Origin of the sequence: Acidovorax sp. 106, assembly GCF_003663825.1 — a bacterium.
In the GTDB taxonomy this organism is placed as follows: domain Bacteria; phylum Pseudomonadota; class Gammaproteobacteria; order Burkholderiales; family Burkholderiaceae_C; genus Acidovorax.
This window is the reverse complement of the sequence record NZ_RCCC01000001.1, coordinates 2,048,751-2,069,279: the sequence shown is the minus strand read 5'-3', so window position 1 is coordinate 2,069,279 and position 20,529 is coordinate 2,048,751. Positions and strand designations below refer to the sequence as shown.

The 20,529-nt window shown below is 65.8% G+C and carries 16 protein-coding genes; 11 read left to right on the top strand and 5 right to left on the bottom strand.

Annotation, left to right across the window (positions count from 1 at the left end; all coding sequences use genetic code 11):
- The first annotated feature begins 236 nt into the window (after window positions 1–236).
- Both C8C98_RS09165 and C8C98_RS09160 read left to right on the top strand, forming a co-directional pair.
- On the top strand, window positions 237–1,790 hold the full coding sequence (locus C8C98_RS09165) for a DASS family sodium-coupled anion symporter (RefSeq protein WP_121454022.1): 1,554 nt from the start codon (window positions 237–239) through the stop codon (window positions 1,788–1,790).
- A 1-nt stretch (window position 1,791) separates the two neighbouring features.
- Window positions 1,792–2,748 (top strand): L-lactate dehydrogenase, encoded by a 957-nt coding sequence (locus C8C98_RS09160; RefSeq protein WP_121454021.1) that lies wholly within the window; start codon window positions 1,792–1,794, stop codon window positions 2,746–2,748.
- Between the two features lie 12 nt (window positions 2,749–2,760).
- Here C8C98_RS09160 and C8C98_RS09155 read toward each other — a convergent pair whose 3' ends face one another.
- Both C8C98_RS09155 and C8C98_RS09150 read right to left on the bottom strand, forming a co-directional pair.
- The gene (locus C8C98_RS09155; RefSeq protein ID WP_121454020.1) at window positions 2,761–3,084 is read right to left on the bottom strand and encodes a DUF4148 domain-containing protein; all 324 of its coding nucleotides are present in this window, start codon (window positions 3,082–3,084) and stop codon (window positions 2,761–2,763) included.
- 236 nt (window positions 3,085–3,320) lie between these two features.
- Complete coding sequence (locus C8C98_RS09150) at window positions 3,321–4,784, bottom strand: efflux transporter outer membrane subunit (RefSeq protein ID WP_121454019.1); 1,464 nt, start codon at window positions 4,782–4,784, stop codon at window positions 3,321–3,323.
- 88 nt (window positions 4,785–4,872) lie between these two features.
- On the opposite strand from C8C98_RS09150, the gene C8C98_RS09145 reads away from it, so the two are divergent.
- The 3 genes from C8C98_RS09145 to C8C98_RS09135 all read left to right on the top strand — a co-directional run bounded on the left by C8C98_RS09145 (window position 4,873) and on the right by C8C98_RS09135 (window position 9,741).
- Window positions 4,873–5,490, top strand: coding sequence for a TetR/AcrR family transcriptional regulator (locus C8C98_RS09145; RefSeq protein ID WP_121454018.1), 618 nt, complete (start codon window positions 4,873–4,875; stop codon window positions 5,488–5,490).
- Between the two features lie 74 nt (window positions 5,491–5,564).
- The gene (locus C8C98_RS09140; RefSeq protein WP_121454017.1) at window positions 5,565–6,680 is read left to right on the top strand and encodes an efflux RND transporter periplasmic adaptor subunit; all 1,116 of its coding nucleotides are present in this window, start codon (window positions 5,565–5,567) and stop codon (window positions 6,678–6,680) included.
- Window positions 6,673–9,741: an efflux RND transporter permease subunit gene (locus tag C8C98_RS09135; protein ID WP_121454016.1), complete on the top strand. Its 3,069-nt coding sequence runs from the start codon at window positions 6,673–6,675 to the stop codon at window positions 9,739–9,741. Before C8C98_RS09140 ends, C8C98_RS09135 begins: the two co-directional genes overlap by 8 nt.
- A 560-nt stretch (window positions 9,742–10,301) precedes the next feature.
- Here the strand turns inward: C8C98_RS09135 and C8C98_RS09130 are convergent.
- Both C8C98_RS09130 and C8C98_RS09125 read right to left on the bottom strand, forming a co-directional pair.
- Window positions 10,302–12,473, bottom strand: coding sequence for a TonB-dependent siderophore receptor (locus C8C98_RS09130; protein ID WP_121456161.1), 2,172 nt, complete (start codon window positions 12,471–12,473; stop codon window positions 10,302–10,304).
- A 151-nt stretch (window positions 12,474–12,624) separates the two neighbouring features.
- Complete coding sequence (locus C8C98_RS09125) at window positions 12,625–13,662, bottom strand: helix-turn-helix transcriptional regulator (RefSeq protein ID WP_233574501.1); 1,038 nt, start codon at window positions 13,660–13,662, stop codon at window positions 12,625–12,627.
- A gap of 191 nt (window positions 13,663–13,853) precedes the next feature.
- On the opposite strand from C8C98_RS09125, the gene C8C98_RS09120 reads away from it, so the two are divergent.
- The 6 genes from C8C98_RS09120 (at window position 13,854) to C8C98_RS09095 (ending at window position 19,616) form a co-directional block, all read left to right on the top strand.
- On the top strand, window positions 13,854–15,005 hold the full coding sequence (locus C8C98_RS09120; RefSeq protein WP_121454014.1) for an ABC transporter substrate-binding protein: 1,152 nt from the start codon (window positions 13,854–13,856) through the stop codon (window positions 15,003–15,005).
- Window positions 15,005–15,961, top strand: coding sequence for an alpha/beta hydrolase (locus tag C8C98_RS09115; RefSeq protein ID WP_121454013.1), 957 nt, complete (start codon window positions 15,005–15,007; stop codon window positions 15,959–15,961). Before C8C98_RS09120 ends, C8C98_RS09115 begins: the two co-directional genes overlap by 1 nt.
- A gap of 20 nt (window positions 15,962–15,981) precedes the next feature.
- Window positions 15,982–17,097 carry an iron ABC transporter permease gene (locus C8C98_RS09110; protein WP_121454012.1) on the top strand — a complete coding sequence of 372 codons (1,116 nt, stop codon included), beginning with the start codon at window positions 15,982–15,984 and terminating at the stop codon, window positions 17,095–17,097.
- Window positions 17,094–17,885, top strand: a complete 792-nt coding sequence (locus C8C98_RS09105) for an ABC transporter ATP-binding protein (protein ID WP_121454011.1) — start codon at window positions 17,094–17,096, stop codon at window positions 17,883–17,885. The genes C8C98_RS09110 and C8C98_RS09105 overlap by 4 nt, the downstream gene beginning before the upstream one ends.
- 58 nt (window positions 17,886–17,943) lie before the next feature.
- On the top strand, window positions 17,944–18,240 hold the full coding sequence (locus tag C8C98_RS09100) for a DUF2218 domain-containing protein (protein WP_121456160.1): 297 nt from the start codon (window positions 17,944–17,946) through the stop codon (window positions 18,238–18,240).
- Window positions 18,241–18,539: 299 nt separating this feature from the next.
- Window positions 18,540–19,616: a diguanylate cyclase gene (locus C8C98_RS09095; RefSeq protein WP_121454010.1), complete on the top strand. Its 1,077-nt coding sequence runs from the start codon at window positions 18,540–18,542 to the stop codon at window positions 19,614–19,616.
- Window positions 19,617–19,649: 33 nt separating this feature from the next.
- Here the strand turns inward: C8C98_RS09095 and C8C98_RS09090 are convergent, their stop codons facing one another.
- Window positions 19,650–20,513 (bottom strand): M48 family metallopeptidase, encoded by an 864-nt coding sequence (locus C8C98_RS09090; protein ID WP_121454009.1) that lies wholly within the window; start codon window positions 20,511–20,513, stop codon window positions 19,650–19,652.
- Window positions 20,514–20,529 lie beyond the last annotated feature (16 nt).

Here is a 20,529-nt window from a genome sequence, read left to right as displayed (position 1 = left end):
AGCGCAGGCAGCTATTGATTTAATAGCTGCCTGCGCTTTATTTTTGCTGGACCGCGCCCGTGGGCAAGCCGCACGCCAAGGCCTTGATCCCCATCAACACGCCACCGGCACAGCAGGCGCATGCTGTGGCACAGGGCGGCGTTGATTGGGTCGCCCTTTCGGCAGCGCGGTGCGGCTGGCGGGCGATCCCCCCACCACACAGGCGCCGCCGGACCACAACAAGAAAGTGTTCTCTCATGTCGACCGCTCCTGCTTCACACACACCTCCCCCTGCGGCCAACGCGGCCACCTCCCCTATCCCCTCTCCAGCCCCCATCACCTCGCACCCCGAGCCCAGTTCCAACCGCAAGTTCGGCTTTTTGCTGCTGGCCATTGCCCTGTACGGCATCGTGCTCATGCTGCCCACGCCCGCAGGCCTCACGGCCTCGGGGCAAGTCGCGCTGGCGCTGCTGGCGCTGGTCATCACGCTGTGGATCAGCGAATGCGTCTCGCCCGCCAACAGCGCCGTCATCCTCACCGGCATGGCCGTGGTGGGGCTGATGGGCAAATCGCTCACGCCCGGCGCCAAGCCCATGGGCTCGGCCGATGCGCTCACCACCATGCTGGGCGGCTTCTCGTCCACCGCTGTGCTGCTGGTGGCCGCTGCGCTGTTTCTGGCCGTGGCGCTCAAGCACACGGGGCTGGACAAGCGCGTGGCCCTCATCGTGATGAGCCGGGTGGGCATCTCGCCCGCACGACTCACGGTGGGCGCGATGCTGGTGGGCTTTGTGCTGGCGCTGTTCATCCCCTCGGCCACGGCGCGAGTGGGCGCGGTGATCCCGATCATGGTGGGCATCACCGCCGCCCTGGGCCTGCCCGTGGGCAGCAGCCTGGGCGCTGCGCTGATGATCGTCACCGCGCAGGCCTGCTCCATCTTCAACATGGCCGTGAAGACCGGCGCGGCGCAAAACCTGATCAGCCTGAACTTCATGCAAACCGCGTTCGGCCACACGGTGACGTGGAGCCAGTGGTTCCTGACGGCCCTGCCCTTCACCCTGGGCATGAGCGTGGTGCTGTTCTTCGTGTCGCTGTGGATCTTGAAGCCCCAGGTCGAATCGTCTGAGAACGCCACCGAAAGGCTGCGCGAGCAACTGCAGGCCCTGGGCCCCGTCACCGCCCCTGAAAAGCGCTTGATCGCCGTGGCCCTGATGCTGCTGGTGATGTGGTCCACCGAAGGCATGCTGCACCCCTTTGACACCACCACCACCACGCAACTGGGCATTGCCCTGCTGCTCATGCCCAAGATCGGCGTCATGCACTGGTCGCAGGCTGAAAAGCTCGTGCCCTGGGGCACGGTGGTGCTGTTTGCCGCGTCCATCTCGCTGGGCAACCTGCTGTCCAAGACCGGCGCGGCCGCCTGGCTGGCACAGCAGACGCTCGGGCAAATGGGCCTGTCGGCCCTGCCCGTGGTGGCGGTGATCGGTGCGCTCTCGCTTTTCAGCATCGTGCTGCACCTGGGCTTTGCCTCAGCCACAGGGCTGGCCAGCACGCTCATCCCCATCTTCATCGCGTTTGCGCAGTCGCTGCCCGTGTCCAAAGAGACGGCCTTTGGCATCGTCATGATCCAAAGCTTCATCGTCTCGTTCGGCTTCATCCTGCCCACCAACGCACCGCAGAACATGCTGTGCTACGGCACCGGGGCCTTTGGCACCAGCCAGTTTGCCAAGGTGGGCTTGCTGCTCACGCTGGCGGGCTTGGGCCTCATCCTGCTGCTGTCGGCCACGCTGTGGCCCATGATGGGAGTGCTGTGACATGGGCGCACGCATCGGAGTGATCGGCGCGGGCCAGGTCGGTGCCGCCGCCAGCTACCTGCTCTCGTCCACGCCCGGCGTCAGCGACATCGTGCTGGTGGACGTGGACCCCGCCCGCGCTGCGGGCGAGGCCGCCGACATTGGCCACGCCGCCGCCTTCGGCACCGCCGCGCGCGTGCAAGAAGGCAGCTATGCCGACCTGGCGGGCGCTGCGGTGGTGGTGATCACTGCAGGCGCCAGCCTCAAGCCCGGCCAGACGCGGCTGGAGCTGCTGCAGCAGAACCTGCGCATCGTGGACCATATCGTTGAGCAGGTGCTGCGCGCCGCGCCCGACACCATCTTGCTGTTTGCCACCAACCCGGTGGACGTGATGCCCGCCATCGCCGTGCAACGCTGGGGCGTTGCCCCCGGCCGCGCCATCGGCACGGGCTGCACGCTCGACTCCATCCGCTTTCGCGACCGGCTCTCACACCACCTGAGCGTGTCGCCCAGCTCGGTGCACGCCTACGTGCTGGGCGAGCACGGCGACTCGGAAGTGCTGCTGTGGTCCGGCGCCCAGGTGGGCGGCCTGCCGCTCTTGGACTTTGCCCAGCAAAGCGGCCGCCCCATCGACGCCGCCCTGCAGCGCACCATGGCCGAAGACGTGCGCACCGCCGCCTACCGCATCAAGGCGGGCAAGGGCGTGTCCAACTTCGGCATCGGCGGCTGCATCGCCCGCCTGGTGCGCGCCATGGTGGGTGACGAGCGCAGCGTGTTCACCGTCTCCACCTACCTGCCCGAGCTGCTGGGCGTGCAGCGCACCTGCGTATCGCTGCCCCATGTGATCGGACGCACGGGGGCTTCTGCGCCTTACCTGCCGCCTCTGGCAGACGATGAGGCGGCTGCCCTGCGCGCCAGCGCAGAGGTACTGGCGCAGACGATTGCGGGCGGGCTGGACGCGTTGCAGATCACGGCGTAGCGCCATCCCGGCTCAGTCCTTCAGCGCCTTCTGAACCTCTGCCTGAAACTGCTCACTATTGCGCAGGCGCAGGTACTCTTGGTATGCGGTTTGGTAAGCCTGCGTTTCCAGGCTGTATGACTGCATGACTGCGTAGCGGTCTACGCCTGCGCGACGCCAAAGCACCAGATCAGCCACAACCTCGGCCCTGGAAAGCGCCGCGCCCTGCTTTTTCGACGACTCCTCTGGAGTCTGTGCGTGCGCAGCGAACACGGCGGACAACGCCAACGCAGTGACAAGGGAGGGGATGAAGCTGGCACCGGAAAGGCGAGCGTTGATACGGTTTTGAAATGACATGGTTGACCTCCAAAAAGTGTGGGGGAGTGCCTTTGCAGAGGTCGCAAAGGCACGGATATCTGTTGCGCGATGGGTGTGGTGGTGATGAATTGCTCTCTCCTTTCTGCGCAAGGGCCTTGCCGAGGCGATGCACAGGACAACTGACTCGGCGAGGTACGGGGGCTGGTAAAGATCACAAGGCAACGCCTGCCCAACGCCGCTTCACTGAGGCGTGTGAGCCGGGGTGATCGCTCTCGCTACCTGCTCACGAGCACCGGCGGTTGCTCTGGAGCCCAACCGCCACCGACAGCTCTGAAAATTGCCACGGACGAGCGCGTAGATTCGGTATGCGCCTGAACCTGTGCATCCAGCACATTCAGCAGGCTTTCGTCGGCCTGGAGTACTTCGATGAGGCTGACCACGCCCTTGTCGTAAGCCGCGCCAGAAGCATCCCGAGCCCGCTGCAGAGATTGCGCACCTTCCGCCAATAGCGAAGCCTGCTCGCGCCTGCGACTCAAAGACACCAGTGCGTTTTCCACGTCTTCGGTAGCCCGCAAGACGGCCTGCCGGTAGGCTGCGAGGGCTTCTGCCTCCTGGGCTTGCGCGTTGTGGATCTGGGCGTTGATGCGGCCGAAGTCGAACAGTCTCCAGCGCAGGCCCGCCACTGCGGCGGCCTGCGAGGCCCCGCCGGTAAAGAGGTTTCCGCTGGAGATGGATGTAGCGCCTCCGATCAGGCCGCTGATCGAAATCTTGGGGTAGTACTCCGCCATCGCTACACCGATGCGGGCACTGGAGGCCGCAAGGCGTCGCTCAGCCGCAATCACGTCGGGACGGCGCCTGAGCAGATCACCTGGGGTTTCACCCAAAGCCATTTCGGGAGCTTTAGGTATGGGCCGCACTTCTGCAAGTTCGCCCCGGTAGGTGCCTGGCACTGCGCCGAGCATCACGTCCATGGCGTTCATCGTCGTCTCCAGCGCCGCCTCTAACACGGGGATGGTGGCCCGCGCGCGGGCTAGCGCCCCTTCTACCTGCCGAAGCTGGAGTTCTGCAGCCAAGCCTTTTTGTAATCGCAGGTCGACGACGGACTTCAGTTGCTCTTGTGTCTGCACCTGCTGACGCGCTACCGCAAGCCGGGCTTGCAGCCCACGGATGTTGACGTAGGTGTCCGCTGTTTGGGCAACGACTGCCAACCTCACAGCCACAGCACCTGCCTCAGTGGCTTGGTAGTCGGCGAACGAAGCCTGCTTCGCTCGCCGCAGCCCCCCAAACAGATCGACCTCCCAACTGGCGCCCACGTTGGCTTCGTGGGCACTTCCGTAGCGATTGAAGCCAGGCACCGCGTTGAGGACTTGCCCCAAAGGGGTCTCCACGGACTGGTAGCTTCTGGCAGTTTGCGCATTGACGTTGCCCGACGGGAGCAACGCAGCGCTTGCCGCATCCACTCCAGCACGGGCTTGGAGCACCCGGGCAGACGCCTGTGCCAAGTCCAGGTTCTGCTGCAGGGCAATCGCCACCATGTGCGTAAGCTGCGGATCACCAAACGACGCCCACCAAGCCGTCAGATCCGCCTCGGTCGTGGCGACCCGTGGCATCCCCATGTCCTGAGCGCCAATGTAGGCCTTGGGCATAGGGGCCTCAGGCGGCACGTAGTCCGGCCCGACGGCGCAGCCCGTGGAAAGACCGGCCAGGACCAAGGCTGTAAGGGCAGAGAAGCGGTACATAGTGAAACCAACAGCGTTTTGTTGTTGTGACTATATTACATATTGGTCACTTGTTGTTGGATTTTTTCATTAGAGTAAGCTTCGGCCTATGAGCACCTCCACCGTCTACCCTGTTTCGGCGCGCGGCCCCGTCGAACACGATGTGCGCGAGCAGATCGTGAGTGCGGCCAAAGAGCACTTCAGCCGATATGGCTACGAAAAAACCACGGTGTCCGATCTGGCCAAGGCCATTGGTTTTTCCAAGGCGTACATCTACAAGTTCTTCGAATCCAAGCAAGTCATCGGAGAGATGATTTGCTCGAACTGCCTGATGGAGATGGAGACCGAGATACGCCAGACCGTCGCGGATGCAGAGCACCCCCCAGAAAAGCTGCGCCGCTTGTTCAAGGCCATAGTGACCACAACGCTGCGCCTCTTCTCAGAAGACCGGAAGCTGTATGAGATTGCGACGTCTGCGTCTTCGGAGCGTTGGCAGGCGGCAATAGCCTATGAAAAGCGCATCTACCAGTTGCTGCTGGACATCCTGGAAGCTGGCCGACAAAGCGGCGACTTCGAGAGAAAGACACCCCTGGATGAAGCGGGCGCTGCCATCTTTCTGATCATGCGCCCTTACTTCAATCCTTTGTTGCTGCAGCACAGTCTTGAGCAAGCAGAGCAAGCTCCAGCACAGCTGAGCAGCCTGGTGCTGCGCAGCCTGTCACCCTGAGTTTTTGTTGTGACCATTGACATAATTGGTCACAAATCACAAAATAGAGTCCTGCTCACTCACCGGGACTCCCCATGCTTCGGCACCGCCATCTGTCTATCGCCGCCCTCTGCACGCTGCCATTTGCGCTGATTGCGTGTGGGCAAACCACACCACCAGACCCGCGCACTCAGGCGCCGCTCGTCAGAACGATCGCTGTGGCCTCGAGCGCGTCTGCCCAAAGGGCATTCACTGGCACCATCGCCGCGCGGGTTCAAAGCGATCTCGGCTTCCGCGTCCCTGGCAAAGTCCTTGAACGCTTGGTAGACACCGGGCAACAGGTCAAGCGCGGCCAACCCCTGCTGCGCATAGACCCGGCGGACCTGAAGCTTGCGGCGCAGGCCCAGGACGATGCCGTCGAGGCTGCCAAAGCGCGTGCCCAGCAGGCCATCGATGAAGAAGCACGCTACCGCGATCTGCGCGGCACGGGTGCCATCTCGGCATCGGCCTATGACCAAGTGAAGGCCGCCGCCGATGCCGCCAAGGCGCAACTGCGCGCAGCACGAGCCCAGGCCGACGTGGCCCACAACGCCAGCCAGTACGCCCAACTCGTCGCGGATGCAGATGGCGTGGTCATGGAGACCCTTGTGGAGCCTGGCCAGGTGGTCGCGGCGGGCCAAGTGGCGGTGCGCATTGCACACGCCGGCAAGCGGGAGGCGGTGATTCAGCTGCCCGAAACGGTGCGCCCCGCACTGGGCTCGGTTGCCGAGGCCACGATGTTCGGCAAGGAAGGGACTCCCGCCCAAGCCAAACTACGGCAGCTTTCCGATGTGGCCGACAAGGTCACCCGCACCTTCGAGGCGCGGTACGTGCTCGAAGGCAGCCTGGCCCATGCCCCCCTGGGAACCACCGTCACGCTCAAGATGGACGGCAAGCCGCAACCCGCCAGCGCAACGTTCCAGGTGCCCCTGGGCGCCATCCTCGACGATGGCAAAGGTCCTGCCGTCTGGGTAGTGAAAGGCCAACAAGTCAACCGCCAAACCGTCGCCATCACTCGCGTGGAAGATGACAAAGCCCATGTCACGGGGGCACTGCAACCCGGCGACACCATCGTGGCGCTGGGTGCGCATCTACTGAGCGAAGGCGCACAGGTCCGCGTCGCCACGCAGGCGGCCTCGGCTTCTGCCTCCAAGGGAGCCATCCGTGAGTGAAGGCCGCTTCAACCTCTCTGCACTCGCAGTTCGCGAGCGCTCGATCACCCTGTTTTTGATCATTCTCATCTCCCTCGCGGGAGTGATCTCGTTCCTGAAACTCGGCCGCGCTGAAGACCCCGCGTTCACCGTCAAGGTGATGACCATCGTCACGGCATGGCCGGGTGCCACCGCCCAGGAAATGCAGGACCAGGTCGCAGAAAAGCTCGAAAAGCGCCTGCAAGAGCTGCGCTGGTACGACAGGACCGAGACATTCGTGCGGCCCGGCCTGGCGTTCACCACGCTCACGCTGCTCGACTCCACCCCACCCGCGGAGGTGCAGGGTGAGTTCTACCAGGCTCGCAAGAAGCTCGGCGACGAGGCGAGAAACCTCCCCGCTGGCGTGATGGGCCCCATGGTGAACGACGAGTACGCGGACGTTACCTTCGCGCTCTATGCACTCAAGGCACACGGCGAGCAACAGCGCGTGCTCGTGCGCGATGCGGAGGAGCTTCGCCAACGCCTCTTGCACGTACCAGGCGTGAAGAAGGTCAACATCGTTGGCGAACAGTCCGAGCGGATTTATGTGGAGTTCTCGCACGAGCGCCTGGCCACGCTGGGGATCAGCCCACAGGATGTGTTCACGGCCTTGAACAACCAAAACTCCTTGACACCCGCTGGCTCCGTCGAGACCGACGGCCCTCAGGTCTTCATCCGCATCGATGGGGCGTTTGACGAACTCCAGAAGATTCGCAACACCCCCATCGTGGCACAGGGGCGGACGTTGAAGCTGTCCGACATCGCCACGGTCAAACGCGGCTACGAAGACCCGTCCACCTTCATCATCCGCAACGGCGGAGAGCCCGCCTTGCTGCTTGGGGTGATCATGCGCGATGGCTGGAACGGACTCGATCTGGGCAAAGCACTCGATAGCGAAGTGGGCGCCATCAATGCCGACATGCCGCTGGGCATGGGGCTGACCAAGGTGACGGACCAGTCCGTGAACATCAGTGCGTCCGTCGATGAGTTCATGGTGAAGTTTTTTGCCGCGCTGATGGTTGTGCTGGTGGTGTGCTTTGTCAGCATGGGCTGGCGCGTGGGCGTGGTGGTGGCGGCTGCAGTGCCACTCACGCTGGCCGCAGTGTTCGTGATCATGGCGGCCACAGGCAAGAACTTTGATCGCATAACGCTCGGGTCTCTGATCCTGGCGCTGGGCTTGCTGGTGGACGACGCCATCATCGCCATCGAGATGATGGTGGTGAAGATGGAGGAAGGCTACGACCGTGTCACCGCCTCTGCCTACGCCTGGAGCCACACCGCCGCCCCGATGCTCTCGGGAACGCTGGTGACCGCAGTCGGCTTCATGCCCAACGGCTTTGCACGCTCTACGGCAGGCGAATACACCAGCAATATGTTCTGGATCGTGGGCATCGCACTCATCGTCTCCTGGGTGGTTGCCGTCGTTTTCACGCCCTACCTGGGGGTCAAGATGCTGCCCGACCTGAAGAAGGTCGAAGGGGGCCATGCAGCGATGTACGGTACGCCGCGTTACGAGCGCTTTCGGACCATGCTGGGGACCATCATCGCCCGCAAATGGATGGTTGCCGCTGCGGTGGTGGGCCTGATGGTTGCGGCCGTCCTGGGGATGGCGATTGTGAAGAAGCAGTTCTTCCCGATCTCCGATCGCCCAGAGGTCCTGGTCGAAGTGCAGATGCCCTACGGAACGTCCATTGATCGAACCAGTGCCACAGCGCAGAAGGTAGAAGCCTGGCTGGCGAAGCAGGCCGAATCGAAGATCGTCACCGCATACATAGGCCAGGGTGCGCCTCGGTTCTATCTGGCCATATCGCCCGAATTGCCAGACCCTTCGTTCGCCAAGATTGTGGTGCGCACCGACAACCAAGAAGAGCGGGAAGCGCTCAAGATGCGGCTGCGTGAAGCCATCGCACAGGGCCTGGCCCCAGAAGCAAAACTGCGCGTTACCCAGCTCGTCTTTGGGCCGTACTCGCCGTACCCTGTGGCATACCGCGTCTCAGGCCCCGACCCAGACAAGCTGCGAGAGATTGCAGGCCAAGTGCAGCAGGTGATGCAGGCAAGCCCCCTGATGCGCACGGTGAACTCCGATTGGGGCGTGCGCAGTCCGGTGATGCATTTCACCTTGCAGCAGGATCGTTTGCAGGCGGTCGGACTGACATCCGCCGGCGTGGCGCAGCAACTTCAGTTCCTGTTGAGCGGTGTGCCGGTAACAACCGTTCGCGAAGATATCCGCACGGTGCAGGTGACGGCACGGTCGGCCGGAAACACCAGGCTCGATCTGGCCAAGGTGGGAGACTTCACGCTTACCACCGCCAACGGTCAGCGCATTCCGCTGTCGCAAGTGGGCGAGGTCAACGTGCGAATGGAGGAACCCCTCATGCGCCGCCGTGATCGCATGCCCACCATCACCGTGCGGGGTGACATCGCTGAGGAGCTTCAGCCGCCTGACGTGTCTGCCGCCATCTCCAAACAACTTCAGCCGATCAAAGACTCGCTGCCGCATGGCTATCGCATTGACCAAGCCGGTGCCATTGAAGAATCAGGCAAGGCGATGACGGCCATGGCACCGCTGTTTCCGATCATGGTGGCGATCACGCTGATCATCATAATCTTGCAGGTGCGCTCCATGTCGGCCATGGTGATGGTGTTCCTGACCAGTCCTCTGGGGCTGATCGGGGTGGTGCCCACACTGATCCTGTTTCAGCAACCGTTCGGCATCAACGCATTGGTCGGCCTGATCGCTCTGTCGGGCATTCTGATGCGCAACACCTTGATATTGATCGGGCAAATCCAGCACAACGAGCAGGAAGGCTTGGATCCATTCCATGCCGTCGTGGAAGCCACCGTGCAACGTGCGCGACCTGTCATCCTGACCGCCTTGGCGGCAATCCTGGCCTTCATTCCACTGACCCATTCCGTGTTCTGGGGGACCCTGGCTTACACACTCATCGGCGGCACCTTGGCAGGCACCGTCCTGACGCTGGTGTTCCTGCCCGCGATGTATTCGATCTGGTTCCGCATCAAACCACAGAACCGCGCGGCCTAGGCAGTCGCAAGCCCGGGGTGACGCTGGGCAAGTTCTGCGCGCAAGGGACTTGGCCAGCGTCGCCCTGCAGCGCGCCATTGCGGACGACGAGCGCAGCGTGTTCACCGTCTCCACCTACCTGCCCGAGCTGCTGGGCGTGTAACGCACCTGCGTGTCCCTGCCACATGTGATCGGCCACACGGGCGCTTCCAAGCCCTACCTACCGCCGCTGGCGGAGGATGAGGCCACAGCCCTGCGGGCCAGCGCAGAGGTGCTGGCGCAGACGATTGCGGGTGGGCTGGAAGCCTCGGAGGCCCAGGCCTGGCTTCTGGGCCTGGCTTCTGGGCCTGGCCAGCGGGAGCCGCTAGCGGCCTGCGCATGTCTGCAACGGTGCACAACCATCGCAGGCGCACAGCTCGTTTGCTATTATTTTTATAGCTACTTGCGCTTATTCCACGGCGCCAGATCCTGTTTTCACTCACAACCCAAAGAAAAAGCGGCGAGCCCACCAGGACACACGCCGCTTCGTTGGTATGCAACCCGCAGTCAGCGGGTGCTATGGCAGTCTGGGGGTTTACCCATCAGAAATCAAACGCCGCCGACACCCGAACCGCACGCGGTGCGCCCACATTCACCCGGCCTGCGCCCCAGATGCTTTCGAAGTAGGCGCGGTTGGTGAGGTTGGTGACACTGGCACGCAGCACCACGGGCTGGCTGCCCCAGCGGGTGGCGTAGCGGGCACCGGCATCCAGCGTGGTCCAGGCGGGCAGCTTGACGCTGTTGTCGCCGGTGAGCCATTGCGCGCCCGTGTGGTTGACACGGCCATTCAATGACAGGCCTTGTACGCCGGGCACCTGCCAGTCCGCCCCCAGGTTCAGTGTGAGCTTGGGCACGCCCAGCTGGTCGCGGCCCTGGTTCAGGCCTTTGTTGGTTTGGGTCTGCTCGGCCTCGGTGTAGGCCACCCCGCCCAGCAGCGAGAGGCTGCGGGTGAGCTGGCCAAACACGTTCCACTCCACGCCCCGGTTGCGTTGCTCGCCATCGAGCACCTGGCGGTTGTTGGTCTCGATGAGGGCAGGCTTGGTGATCTGGAACAGGCTCACCGTTTGCGTGATGTCACCGGTCTGCCACTTCACGCCCACTTCCATTTGCTTGGATTGGTAGGGCTTGAAGGTTTCGCCTGCGTTGGCGTAAGGCGTCTGCACCGTGGTGCCCGCGCTCAGGCCTTCCACGTAGTTGCCGTAGAACGACACCTGTTCTCCCCAGGGCTTGGCCACCACGCCCACCAGAGGGGTCACTGCGGTCTCCTGGTAGTTGGCCAGCTTCTGGTGCACCTGCTGGGCGCGCAGGCCCAGGGTGAGCTGCAGCTTGTCGTCCAGCATGGCCAGCGTATCCACCGCGCTCAGGGCGGTCATCACATCGTCATTGAGCTTTTTGAAGGTGGACGCTGCCGCGCCCGCAGGCATGGTGATGGGCGTGGGGTTGAAGAGGTTGCTGTTGATGGCAGCGGTGCCGTTATTGCGGCTACCCCCTTCGTACTGCAGCACGTTGGCCGCCAGCGTCAGACGGTGCGCCACGCTGCCCGTCGCAAACTGGCCGCGCACGCCCGCCTCGGCGGCCGTGGTCTGGTAAGCGCCCCAGGAGTTGTAGGCAGTGCCGGTGGCATTGCCCGTGGCGGCATTGGCCGCCGTCCACACGGGGCGGGTGCCGAAGATGAAGCCGTCGTACGAGTGCAGTGCCCGGCCCACGGCGCCAAAGGCGGTCCAGCCGCTGTTCAGGTTCATCTCGCCCCGGGCGATGAGGCCCTGGGTTTGCGTGTTGCTGTACACGCCTTCGCCGTAAAAGAAGTTGGTGGAGCCATCGGGAGCGCGGGGCACGGTGGTCCAGCCCGTGATGACGGGCTGCATGGGCGAGCCCTTGCGCACTTTGTTCGTGAGCGAATACGCGTCCAGCTCGGCCTTCCAGCCACTGCCCTGGTAGTCGAGCGCCAGGTGGCCGATCTCGCGGCGCTTGGTCTGGTGGTCCAGCCAGGTCTCGCCACCGGAGAGCACGCCGTTCACGCGCACACCCAGGCGCTGCTCGGGGCCGAAGCGGCGCGACACATCGGCATGCACGCCCACATTGGACTTGTTGGACCAAGTAGTGGTGATGCGCGTGAGCGCTTCTTTGCCCGCACGCTTGGGCACGAGGTTGATGGCACCGCCCACATCGCCCGTGGTGTTGATGCCCATCATCATCGCGCCGGGGCCTTTGAGGACTTCCACGCGCTCGAACATCTCGGTGGGCGTGTTCTGCTCGGGCGCCAGGCCATACATGCCATTGATGGCCAACGATGAGGCGCCCACGGCAAAGCCCCGGATGTTGAAGTTCTCGACCACATGGCCGTCGTTGGTGGTCATGCGCACAGAGGGGTCGCCCTTGAGCACGGCGGCCACGGTCTGGGCCTGCTGGTCGGCAATGCCCTCAGCGGTGTAGGCGGTCTGGTTGAAAGGCGTGTCCATCACGCCCACGTTGCCCAGCACACCCAGGCGCGCACCGCGCGCCACCTTGCCACCGGGGGCTGCAGCGGGCAAGGCGTCGGGGGTTTCGGGGGCGGATTTCACGGTCACTTCCTGCAAGACCGGGGCCGTGGCAGACGGGCTGCTTTGGGCCAGGGCGGCCTGCGGCATGGCCAGCACGGCGATCAGGCTTGCCAAGGCAACGGGGTGCAATGGAAAGGCGTGCGCCAAGGGGCGCGGGTGGTGTTTAGCGGTCATGGAAGGGTAGGTTGAGGTCATGCGAGCAGCGGCGGGCCCCACCGTGAAGAGGGCACTAGGCCAATGGTTCGATAATTTCAGCCACGGCTGCCATGCGTGTTTGCGGCAGCCACAAAGATGTTTGCGGCGCTGCCGCGACCTCAGTGCCTGTTCAAAGCCGGGCCCGCGCCAGCTTGGGCGGCATGCCAAAGCGGCGGCGGTAGGCGGTGGCAAAGTTGGCAGCGCTGTTGTACCCCGCCAGCAGGGCCGCCTGGCCCACGGTCAGGCCATCATGCTCCAGCGACCGACGGGCACGCTGCAAGCGGGTTTCGCGCACAAAGTCGAACACGGTGGTGCCATACACCGCACGAAAGTGCCGCTGCAAGGTGGTGGCGTTGGTGCCCGCCTGGCGGGCCAGGTCGTCGAGCGATGCGTCCATGGCCTCGTCGCGCTGCAGGTAGGCATGCAGCGCCTGAATGCGGCGATGTTCCTGCGGCAACAGGCGCAGCGCCGCATGGGCCGGTGCTGGGGCTGGCGCGGGCGCTGGGGCCGGGCCGGGGGCATGCTGGGCCAGGCTGGCCAGGGCCTCACTCACTAGCTCCAGCGCGCGGCTTTCCAGGTACAGGTGCAAAAGGGGCGCGCTCAGGTCGGGCGCGTGGGTGATCTGCTCGGCCAGCGCAGTGATACGGGTGGACGGCTGCCAATGGTGCATGGCCAGGTGCTGGCGGCGAAACGCCTCCACCGCCGCCATGCCAGGGGCTGACGCACTGGCCAGTTGCTCCAGCCACTCGGCCCCCACGCCCACACTCACCCGCCGGGCATAGGCACCGCGCCGGGCGCGGCGCTCAAAGCGCTCGGGCTCGGCCACCGACACCATGAGGGCACGGGGCACGACAGCGCCGCGCCCACCCGCCGGGCGCGTGCGCCCGGCCACAGCTTCGCCCGATGTCAACGCCACACGGCGCGGGCCGTAGCTCACATCCACCATGCCCTCCAGCAACACCACGATGCGCAGCCCGGCATCCAGTTCACCACTGGCGGTGAAGTCTTGCGCATCCACCACGTCGTCGGCGTGCATGTGCAGGCCCGGGCGCAGTACCCGCAGGCGCGCCAGGTGGCTGCGCAGCGCGTCCTGCATCGCATCCGACGCGGGGTCGGCTGACGCCACGCGCAAGGGGCTGACGGCTATGGGTGAAGGGCAGGCAGACATGGGCAAGGGAAGGGTTTGGAGTGGCGCGGCTGGCGACGGTGCTGGAGATACAACAAAGGTATTCGTTGCCAGCGCAAACACGGCCAGCCAGCGGCCGTGGAATGCTATCAACATTACATAATAAATACAAATGATTCTCAATAATGAGATGATCAAAGGTGTATCGATCCCCCTTTCCTGCCTTCCAACCCATGCATTTCCTGACCCGACTGGCTGCCTACGCAGGCGCTGCCTGTGCCGCCGCGCTGCTGTGGAGCACCCCGGCCCTCTCGGCCCCACCAGCGTCCATCACCGTCACTGACCTGGCGGGGCGTACCGTCACGGTGCCCGCGCAGGTAGACCGCATCCTGCTGGGCGAAGGCCGCCTGCTGCCCGCCCTGGCCATCTTGGAGCAGGGCGAGCTGCCCCGCCGCCTGGTGGGCATGATGGGCGACTTCGAAAGCCTGGACGCACCCGGCTACCAGCAGTGGAGCCAGCGCTTTGCGCAGCTGGACAAGGTGACCCGCGTGGGCCGCAACAGCAGCGGCAGCTTCAGCGACGAGCAGGCCATTGCCCTGCGCCCGCAGGTGGCCATCCTGGGCCTGGGTAGCGGCCACGGCCCCAGCCAGAGCCACCGCGAGACGCTGGCCCGGCTCGAAGCCGCTGGCGTGGCCGTGGTGTTCATCGACTTCCGCCACGACCCGCTGCGCAACACGCCGCGCAGCCTAGAGCTGCTGGGCCAGGTGCTGGGCAAGCGCAAGGAGGCAGATGCTTTTGTGACCACCTGGAAGGCAGAGCTGGAGCGCGTGCAGTCGCGCCTGCGCACACTGCCTGCGGGCACGCCAGCACCCACCGTGTTCCTGGAAAACCGCGTGGGCCTGGCCGACGAATGCTGCGCCACCATGGTGGGGCTGGTGGGCATGCTGCTGGACGCTGCGGGCGGCAAAAACGTGGCCAAGGGGCTGATCCCCGGCGAGCACGGCACGCTCAACCCCGAGCTGCTGCTGGCCCAGCAACCACGCATCTACATAGGCACCGGCATTGGCAACATGGGCGATGCACAAAAGGGGGCGCAGCGCATTGTGCTGGGCGCCGACGCCACGCCCGAGGCCGCCCGCCAGTCGCTGGCGCGGGCCAACCAGCGGCGCGGCATCAACGCGCTGCAGGCGGTACAGCAGGGCCGGGCTTACGCCATCTGGCACCACTACTACAACTCGCCGTTCAACGTGGTAGCGGTGCAGGTGATGGCCAAGTGGCTCTACCCCGAGTTGTTTGCCGACCTGGACCCGCAGGCCACGCTGAAGGCGCTGTACGCGCGCCACCAGCCCATCCCGCTGCAGGGCGTGTACTGGACGGGCCTGTGATGCCATCCGCCATGCCTCGCCGCACGGCCTTGGCCGCGACGGCCGCCTCCGGCCTATGGCTAGCAGGCTGCGCTGGCCCCACACAGCGGTCGGCACCCCAGGGCGCTGAACAGGCGGCCCACCTACCCGGCGCCACCCAGCGCGACTGGACCGACCCCGCGAGCGGCCTGACCTGGCGCGTGTGGGTGCAAGCCCCGCAAGGCCCTGCGCCCGCCACCGGCCACCCGGTGCTGTATGTGCTGGACGGCAACGCCTGCTTTGCCCTGGCCGGGCAACTGGCACGCAACAGCGCAGGCCGCCCCGCCGACATGCGCGGGGACCAGGGCAGCGCCGTGGTGGTGGGCCTTGGCCACCCCAGCGATGCCCCCTACGACCAGCCCGCACGCCAGCGCGACTACACCCCGCCCGCCCCAGGCCAGCGCCCCGCGCCACAGGCCGGTGGGGCCGACCGGTTGCTGGACTTCATTGCGCACCAGGTGCAGCCGCATCTGCAAAAGCGCTTTGCCATCGACCCGCAGCGGCACACCCTGTTCGGCCATTCGTTTGGCGGGCTGCTGGTGCTGCATGCACTGTTCACGCGGCCACAGCAGTTCACCCGCTATGCTGCCGCCAGCCCTTCGGTGTGGTGGAACCAGGGGCAGGTGATGCAAACCGCGCAGGCCTTTGCACAGCGCCACGCGCCGCCGCAGCGTGCCTTCCAGGCGCAGTTGCAACTGCGCCTGGGCGCGCTGGAGCGGGCCGAGGCCGCACCCAACGCAGCCCGCACTGCCGTGCTGCAGGAGCGGCGCATGTGGGAGCACATCCACCAGCTGACCGATGCACTCACCGCCCTGCACTGGCCCGAGCTGCAAGTGCAACTGGGCGTGCTGCCCGGGCTGGACCACGGCGCTGTGATGGCCCCCGCACTCATCGACGCCCTGGCGCTGGCCCAATCGCCCCGTGGGTTCCTTTTATGACGTTGACCCCCTCTGTTTGAATGACCTTTGCCGCCCGCCAGCCCGCGCAGCCTGCCCCGCAGCCGCTGCCCGCCAGCCCCGCCATACCGCCCGAATCCCGCGCTTCGCTGCACCAGCGCTACCGCAGCCTGGTGCGCCTGCGCTGGTGGCTTTTGGCTGCGTTGGCCGCCATGCTGGCCACCAGCGTGGCGGTCGATGTGGCGCTGGGCCCGTCCACGTTTGCCTTGGCCGATGTGCTGCGCGGCCTGTGGGCGCCGCAAAGCCTGCCCGCTGCGCAGCAGGTGATCCTGTGGGAGGTGCGCCTGCCCTATGCGGTGATGGCCGTGCTGGTGGGTGCCAGCCTGGGCCTGGCCGGGGGCGAGATGCAGACCGCGCTGAACAACCCGCTGGCCAGCCCCTTCACGCTGGGGGTGTCGGCCGCTGCGGCCGTGGGGGCATCGGGCGCCGTGGTGGGCGGGCTGAGCCTGATTGTGTGGGGCGAGAACATGGCCGTGCCGCTGTGTGCCTTTGCCGGGGCGGCCTGCGCCACAGGCCTCATCCAGTGGCTGGCCTGGCGCCAGGGCGCGAGTGTGGAAACGGTGGTGCTGTTCGGCATTGCGCTGCTGTTCAGCTTTGAGGCCCTGCTGTGGCTGCTGCAGTACCTGGCCGACAGCAATGCGCTGCAGCAGATCGTGTTCTGGAGCATGGGCAGCCTGGGCCGCGCCACCTGGGTCAAGATCGCCATCGTGGGCAGCGTGCTGGCGCTGTGCCTGCTGTGGTCGGCCCGCCAGGCCTGGGCGCTGACGGCACTGCGCGCGGGTGAAGACCAGGCCCGCAGCTTCGGTGTGCCGGTGGAGCGCCTGCGCATGCTGACGCTGCTGCGCGTGAGCCTGCTGGCCGCCACAGCCCTGTCGTTCGTGGGCACCATCGGTTTTGTGGGCCTGGTAGGGCCCCACATGGCTCGCATGCTGCTGGGTGAGGACCACCGCTACTACCTGCCCGGCAGCGCGCTGGCCGGGGCGCTCATGCTGTCGCTGGCGTCCATCCTCAGCAAAGCGCTGATTCCCGGCGTGGTGCTGCCCATTGGCATCATCACCGCGCTGGTGGGCGTGCCCCTGTTCATGGCGCTGGTGCTGCGCGGGCGGAGGGTGGTATGACCCCGGGCCTGACCATCGAACAACTGGCCGCCGGCTACCCCGGCCGCGCCGTGCTGCAAGGCGTGAACCTGCCCGCCGTGCCGCCAGGCACGCTGGTGGCCGTGGTGGGGCCGAACGCGGTGGGCAAGTCCACCCTGCTCAAGGCAGTGGCCGGGCTGCGACCTGCGCAGGGCCGCGTGTGGCTGGAAGGCACCGACCTGACCACACTGGCGCCGCGTGAGCGGCTGCGCACCGTGGGCTATCTGCCGCAAGCGCTGCCGCAAAGCTCGTCGCTGATGGCCTACGAGGCCTGGCACAGCGTCCTGCGCGCCAGCCGAGGCACCTGGAGCGCCGCCCAGCGCGAGGCCGCCATCGAAGCCGTGGTGGTCGAGCTGGGCCTGCAGGCGCTGGCACTGCGGCGGCTCGATGAACTCTCGGGCGGGCAGCGGCAAATGGTGGGGCTGGCCCAGGTGCTGGTGCGCGCGCCGCGCCTGTTGCTGCTGGACGAGCCCACCAGCGCCCTCGATTTGCGCTGGCAGCTGCAGGTGCTGCAGGCCGTGCGCCAGCGCGTGCAGCAGCAGGGCAGCGTGGGCCTGGTGGCCGTGCACGACCTGAACCTGGCCCTGCGCTTTTGCCAGCGCGTGCTGGTGCTGGGCGGCGGCACCGTGCGGGCCCAGGGCGACCCGGCCCAGGTGCTCACACCCGATCTGCTGCGCCAGGCCTACGGCGTGCAGGCCCGCGTAGAGCGCTGCAGCCAAGGCCACCTGCTGGTGCTGGCCGACACGGCCTTGCCCCTGGATGCCGACTGAAACTTGTGGCAGCCAACAGGCAGCGCCCCATGTCACCACCCACATCACCCCACGAACCATGCTGCGACGACAAGGCCATGTGCCCACCCCCGAAGCCAGCCGCTACCTGCAGCGCCTGTGCTACCACTTCACCCGCAAGATCACGGTGCACTACGACACCCACCGGGGCGAAGCGCACTTTCCCTGGGGCCTGTGCGTGCTGCGGGCCGACGACGCCGCGCTGCACTTTGACTGCACCGCCACCGACGCTGAGCGGCTGGCCCGTGTGCAGTTCGCCATCGACGCGCATGTGGAACTGTTCTCCCGCAAGAGCCCTGTGCCGGTGCTGTGGCAGCCCGTGCAGGGGGCGGGCTAGGCAAACGCCGCACGCTTCAAACCCAATACGCCTCTAGCGCCTTCAGGAACAGCGCAAGCAGCTATAAATTCAATAGCAAACACCACGCAACGGGTTCCTGGCGCCCATCCCCCAGGGGGTTTGAACAGGTTCCTATGGCCGAGCCCGGGCAGGCCACCGGCGAGAACTGGCGGGCTTACCCCTGCCTCTTTGGGACGACTGGCAGGCGCCGCTTTGGTTACGATGTATCACTTTGTAAACCATCCCCATGGCTTTGGCCTGCACCGCAGGCGCTGACAGCCCCCTGCCCGCCCTGATCCATGCCAACGCAGCCCCACAAGCCTCCCCGTCCCGTTGCCCCGCGCGGCTCCAGCCTGGCGGGCAAGGCCTTCTGGGCCATGGTGCAGCGGGTGGCGCTGACGGCTGCTTGCATTGATCTGGGCTACATCGGACTGTTCCTGTGGCTGGGCTCGGTGCCGCTGGCGCTGGTCAACCTGGGCAGCATTGCGCTGTACCTGGGGGCGTATGCGCTCATTCAGCGACGGCGCAATGGGCCGGGGCTGGTACTGATCTGGGCCGAGGTCATCGGCCACTCGGCCCTGGGTTCGCTGCTGATTGGCTGGGACAGCGGCTTTCACTACTACCTGCTGCTGTTCATCCCGGCCATCGTGATTGCCAATGCGGGGCGCTATGCGGTGCCGATTGTGGTGGCGCTGTTGGCGTACTACGTGGGCCTGCGGGCGCTGTGCGACCACCTAGGGCCGCTCGACCCGCTACCGGGCCAAGGCATGCAGATCGTCAACTGGATCCACATCTGCATTGCGTTTGCCTTGTCAGCCTCTGTGGCGGCGTTCTACCGCCGCACCATCCTGATCGCCGAGGGCCGCCTGCTCAAGCAGGCCACGCAGGACGGGCTCACGGGCCTGTACAACCGCAGTCACTTCCAGACCCAGGCACAGCACGCGCTGGCCCTGTGCCAGCGCACGCGCGAGCCGGTGGCGCTGCTGCTGTGCGATGTGGACCACTTCAAGCAGGTGAACGACACCCACGGCCATGCGGTGGGTGACCAAGTGCTGCAGGCCGTGGCCCAAATCATGAGCCGCAACCTGCGCGAAGGCGACTTGCTGGCCCGCTGGGGTGGTGAGGAGTTTCTGGCACTGATGCCGCATAGCACGGCGGGCGCAGCGCAGGAGGTGGCCGAGCGCATTCGCCAGGCGGTGGAGGCCACCACGCTGGAGCTGGGCGAAGGCAATGCGCCGCTGCAGGTGACGCTGTCGTTTGGTGTGACCCATGTGCAGGGCACCCAGGACCTGAAGGCCGCCACCGCCCGCGCAGACCGGGCTTTGTATGCCAGCAAGCGCGCCGGGCGCAACTGCGTGAGTGTGGACGTGGGCTGAGAGCCTGCTCAAAGCAAAAGCGGCGCCCCCGCCTCAACCCGGCTTGTTCGCAGCCTGGTACAGCCCCTGCACCTTGGGCACGTTTTGCTGTAGCTCGCGGATGCGGTCAGGCCCCGAGGGGTGGGTGGACAAAAACGCCAGCCCTGCCTGCTGGCTGCCTGAGGCCTTGCCCATTTTTTGCCACAGGCTCACCGCCGCGTCGGGGCGGTAGCCCGCACGCGCGGCCAGCTCCAGCCCGACCAGGTCGGCGTCGGTTTCGTCAGATCGGCTGAATTGGAGCGTGAGCAGCTGCGCGCCCAAGCCCGCTGCAGCGTTGCCCAGGTCGCCCAGGCCCAGCAGCTGTGCGCCCAGGCGCACGCCCAGGTTGGTGGCTTGCGTTTTGGCCAGCCGCTCGCGGGCGTGCTCACGCAGGGCGTGGGCCATTTCGTGGCCCATGATCATGGCGGCTTCGTCGTCGCTGAGTTGCAGCTTGTCGAGGATGCCTGTGTAGAAGGCAATTTTGCCGCCGGGCATGCAAAAGGCGTTGATCTGCTGGCTGCCGATCAGGTTCACCTCCCAGCGCCACTGGCGCGCGCGGTCGTTCCAGGGCATGGCAAAGGGGATGAGGCGCTTGGCGATGGCGTGCAGGCGCTGCAGCTGGGGGTGTTCTGGCGGCGCCAGGGCGCGCTTGACGCGGGCCTGCTCCAGCATCTGCTGGTATTGCTGCGCGGCCGAGCGCTCCAGCGTTTCGGCGGGCACCAGCTTGCGCAGGGTGGAGGCATTGCCCACGTCCACCTGGGCCAGGGCGGGAGCTGCCACCGCACTGCCCGCCGCCAGCAAGAAGGCGCGGCGCGCCGACCAGGGGGATGACGGCGCCACAGGGCTAGAGGCAAAGGGGGTGGGGCACAAAAAGCACATGCAGGAATAATAGACA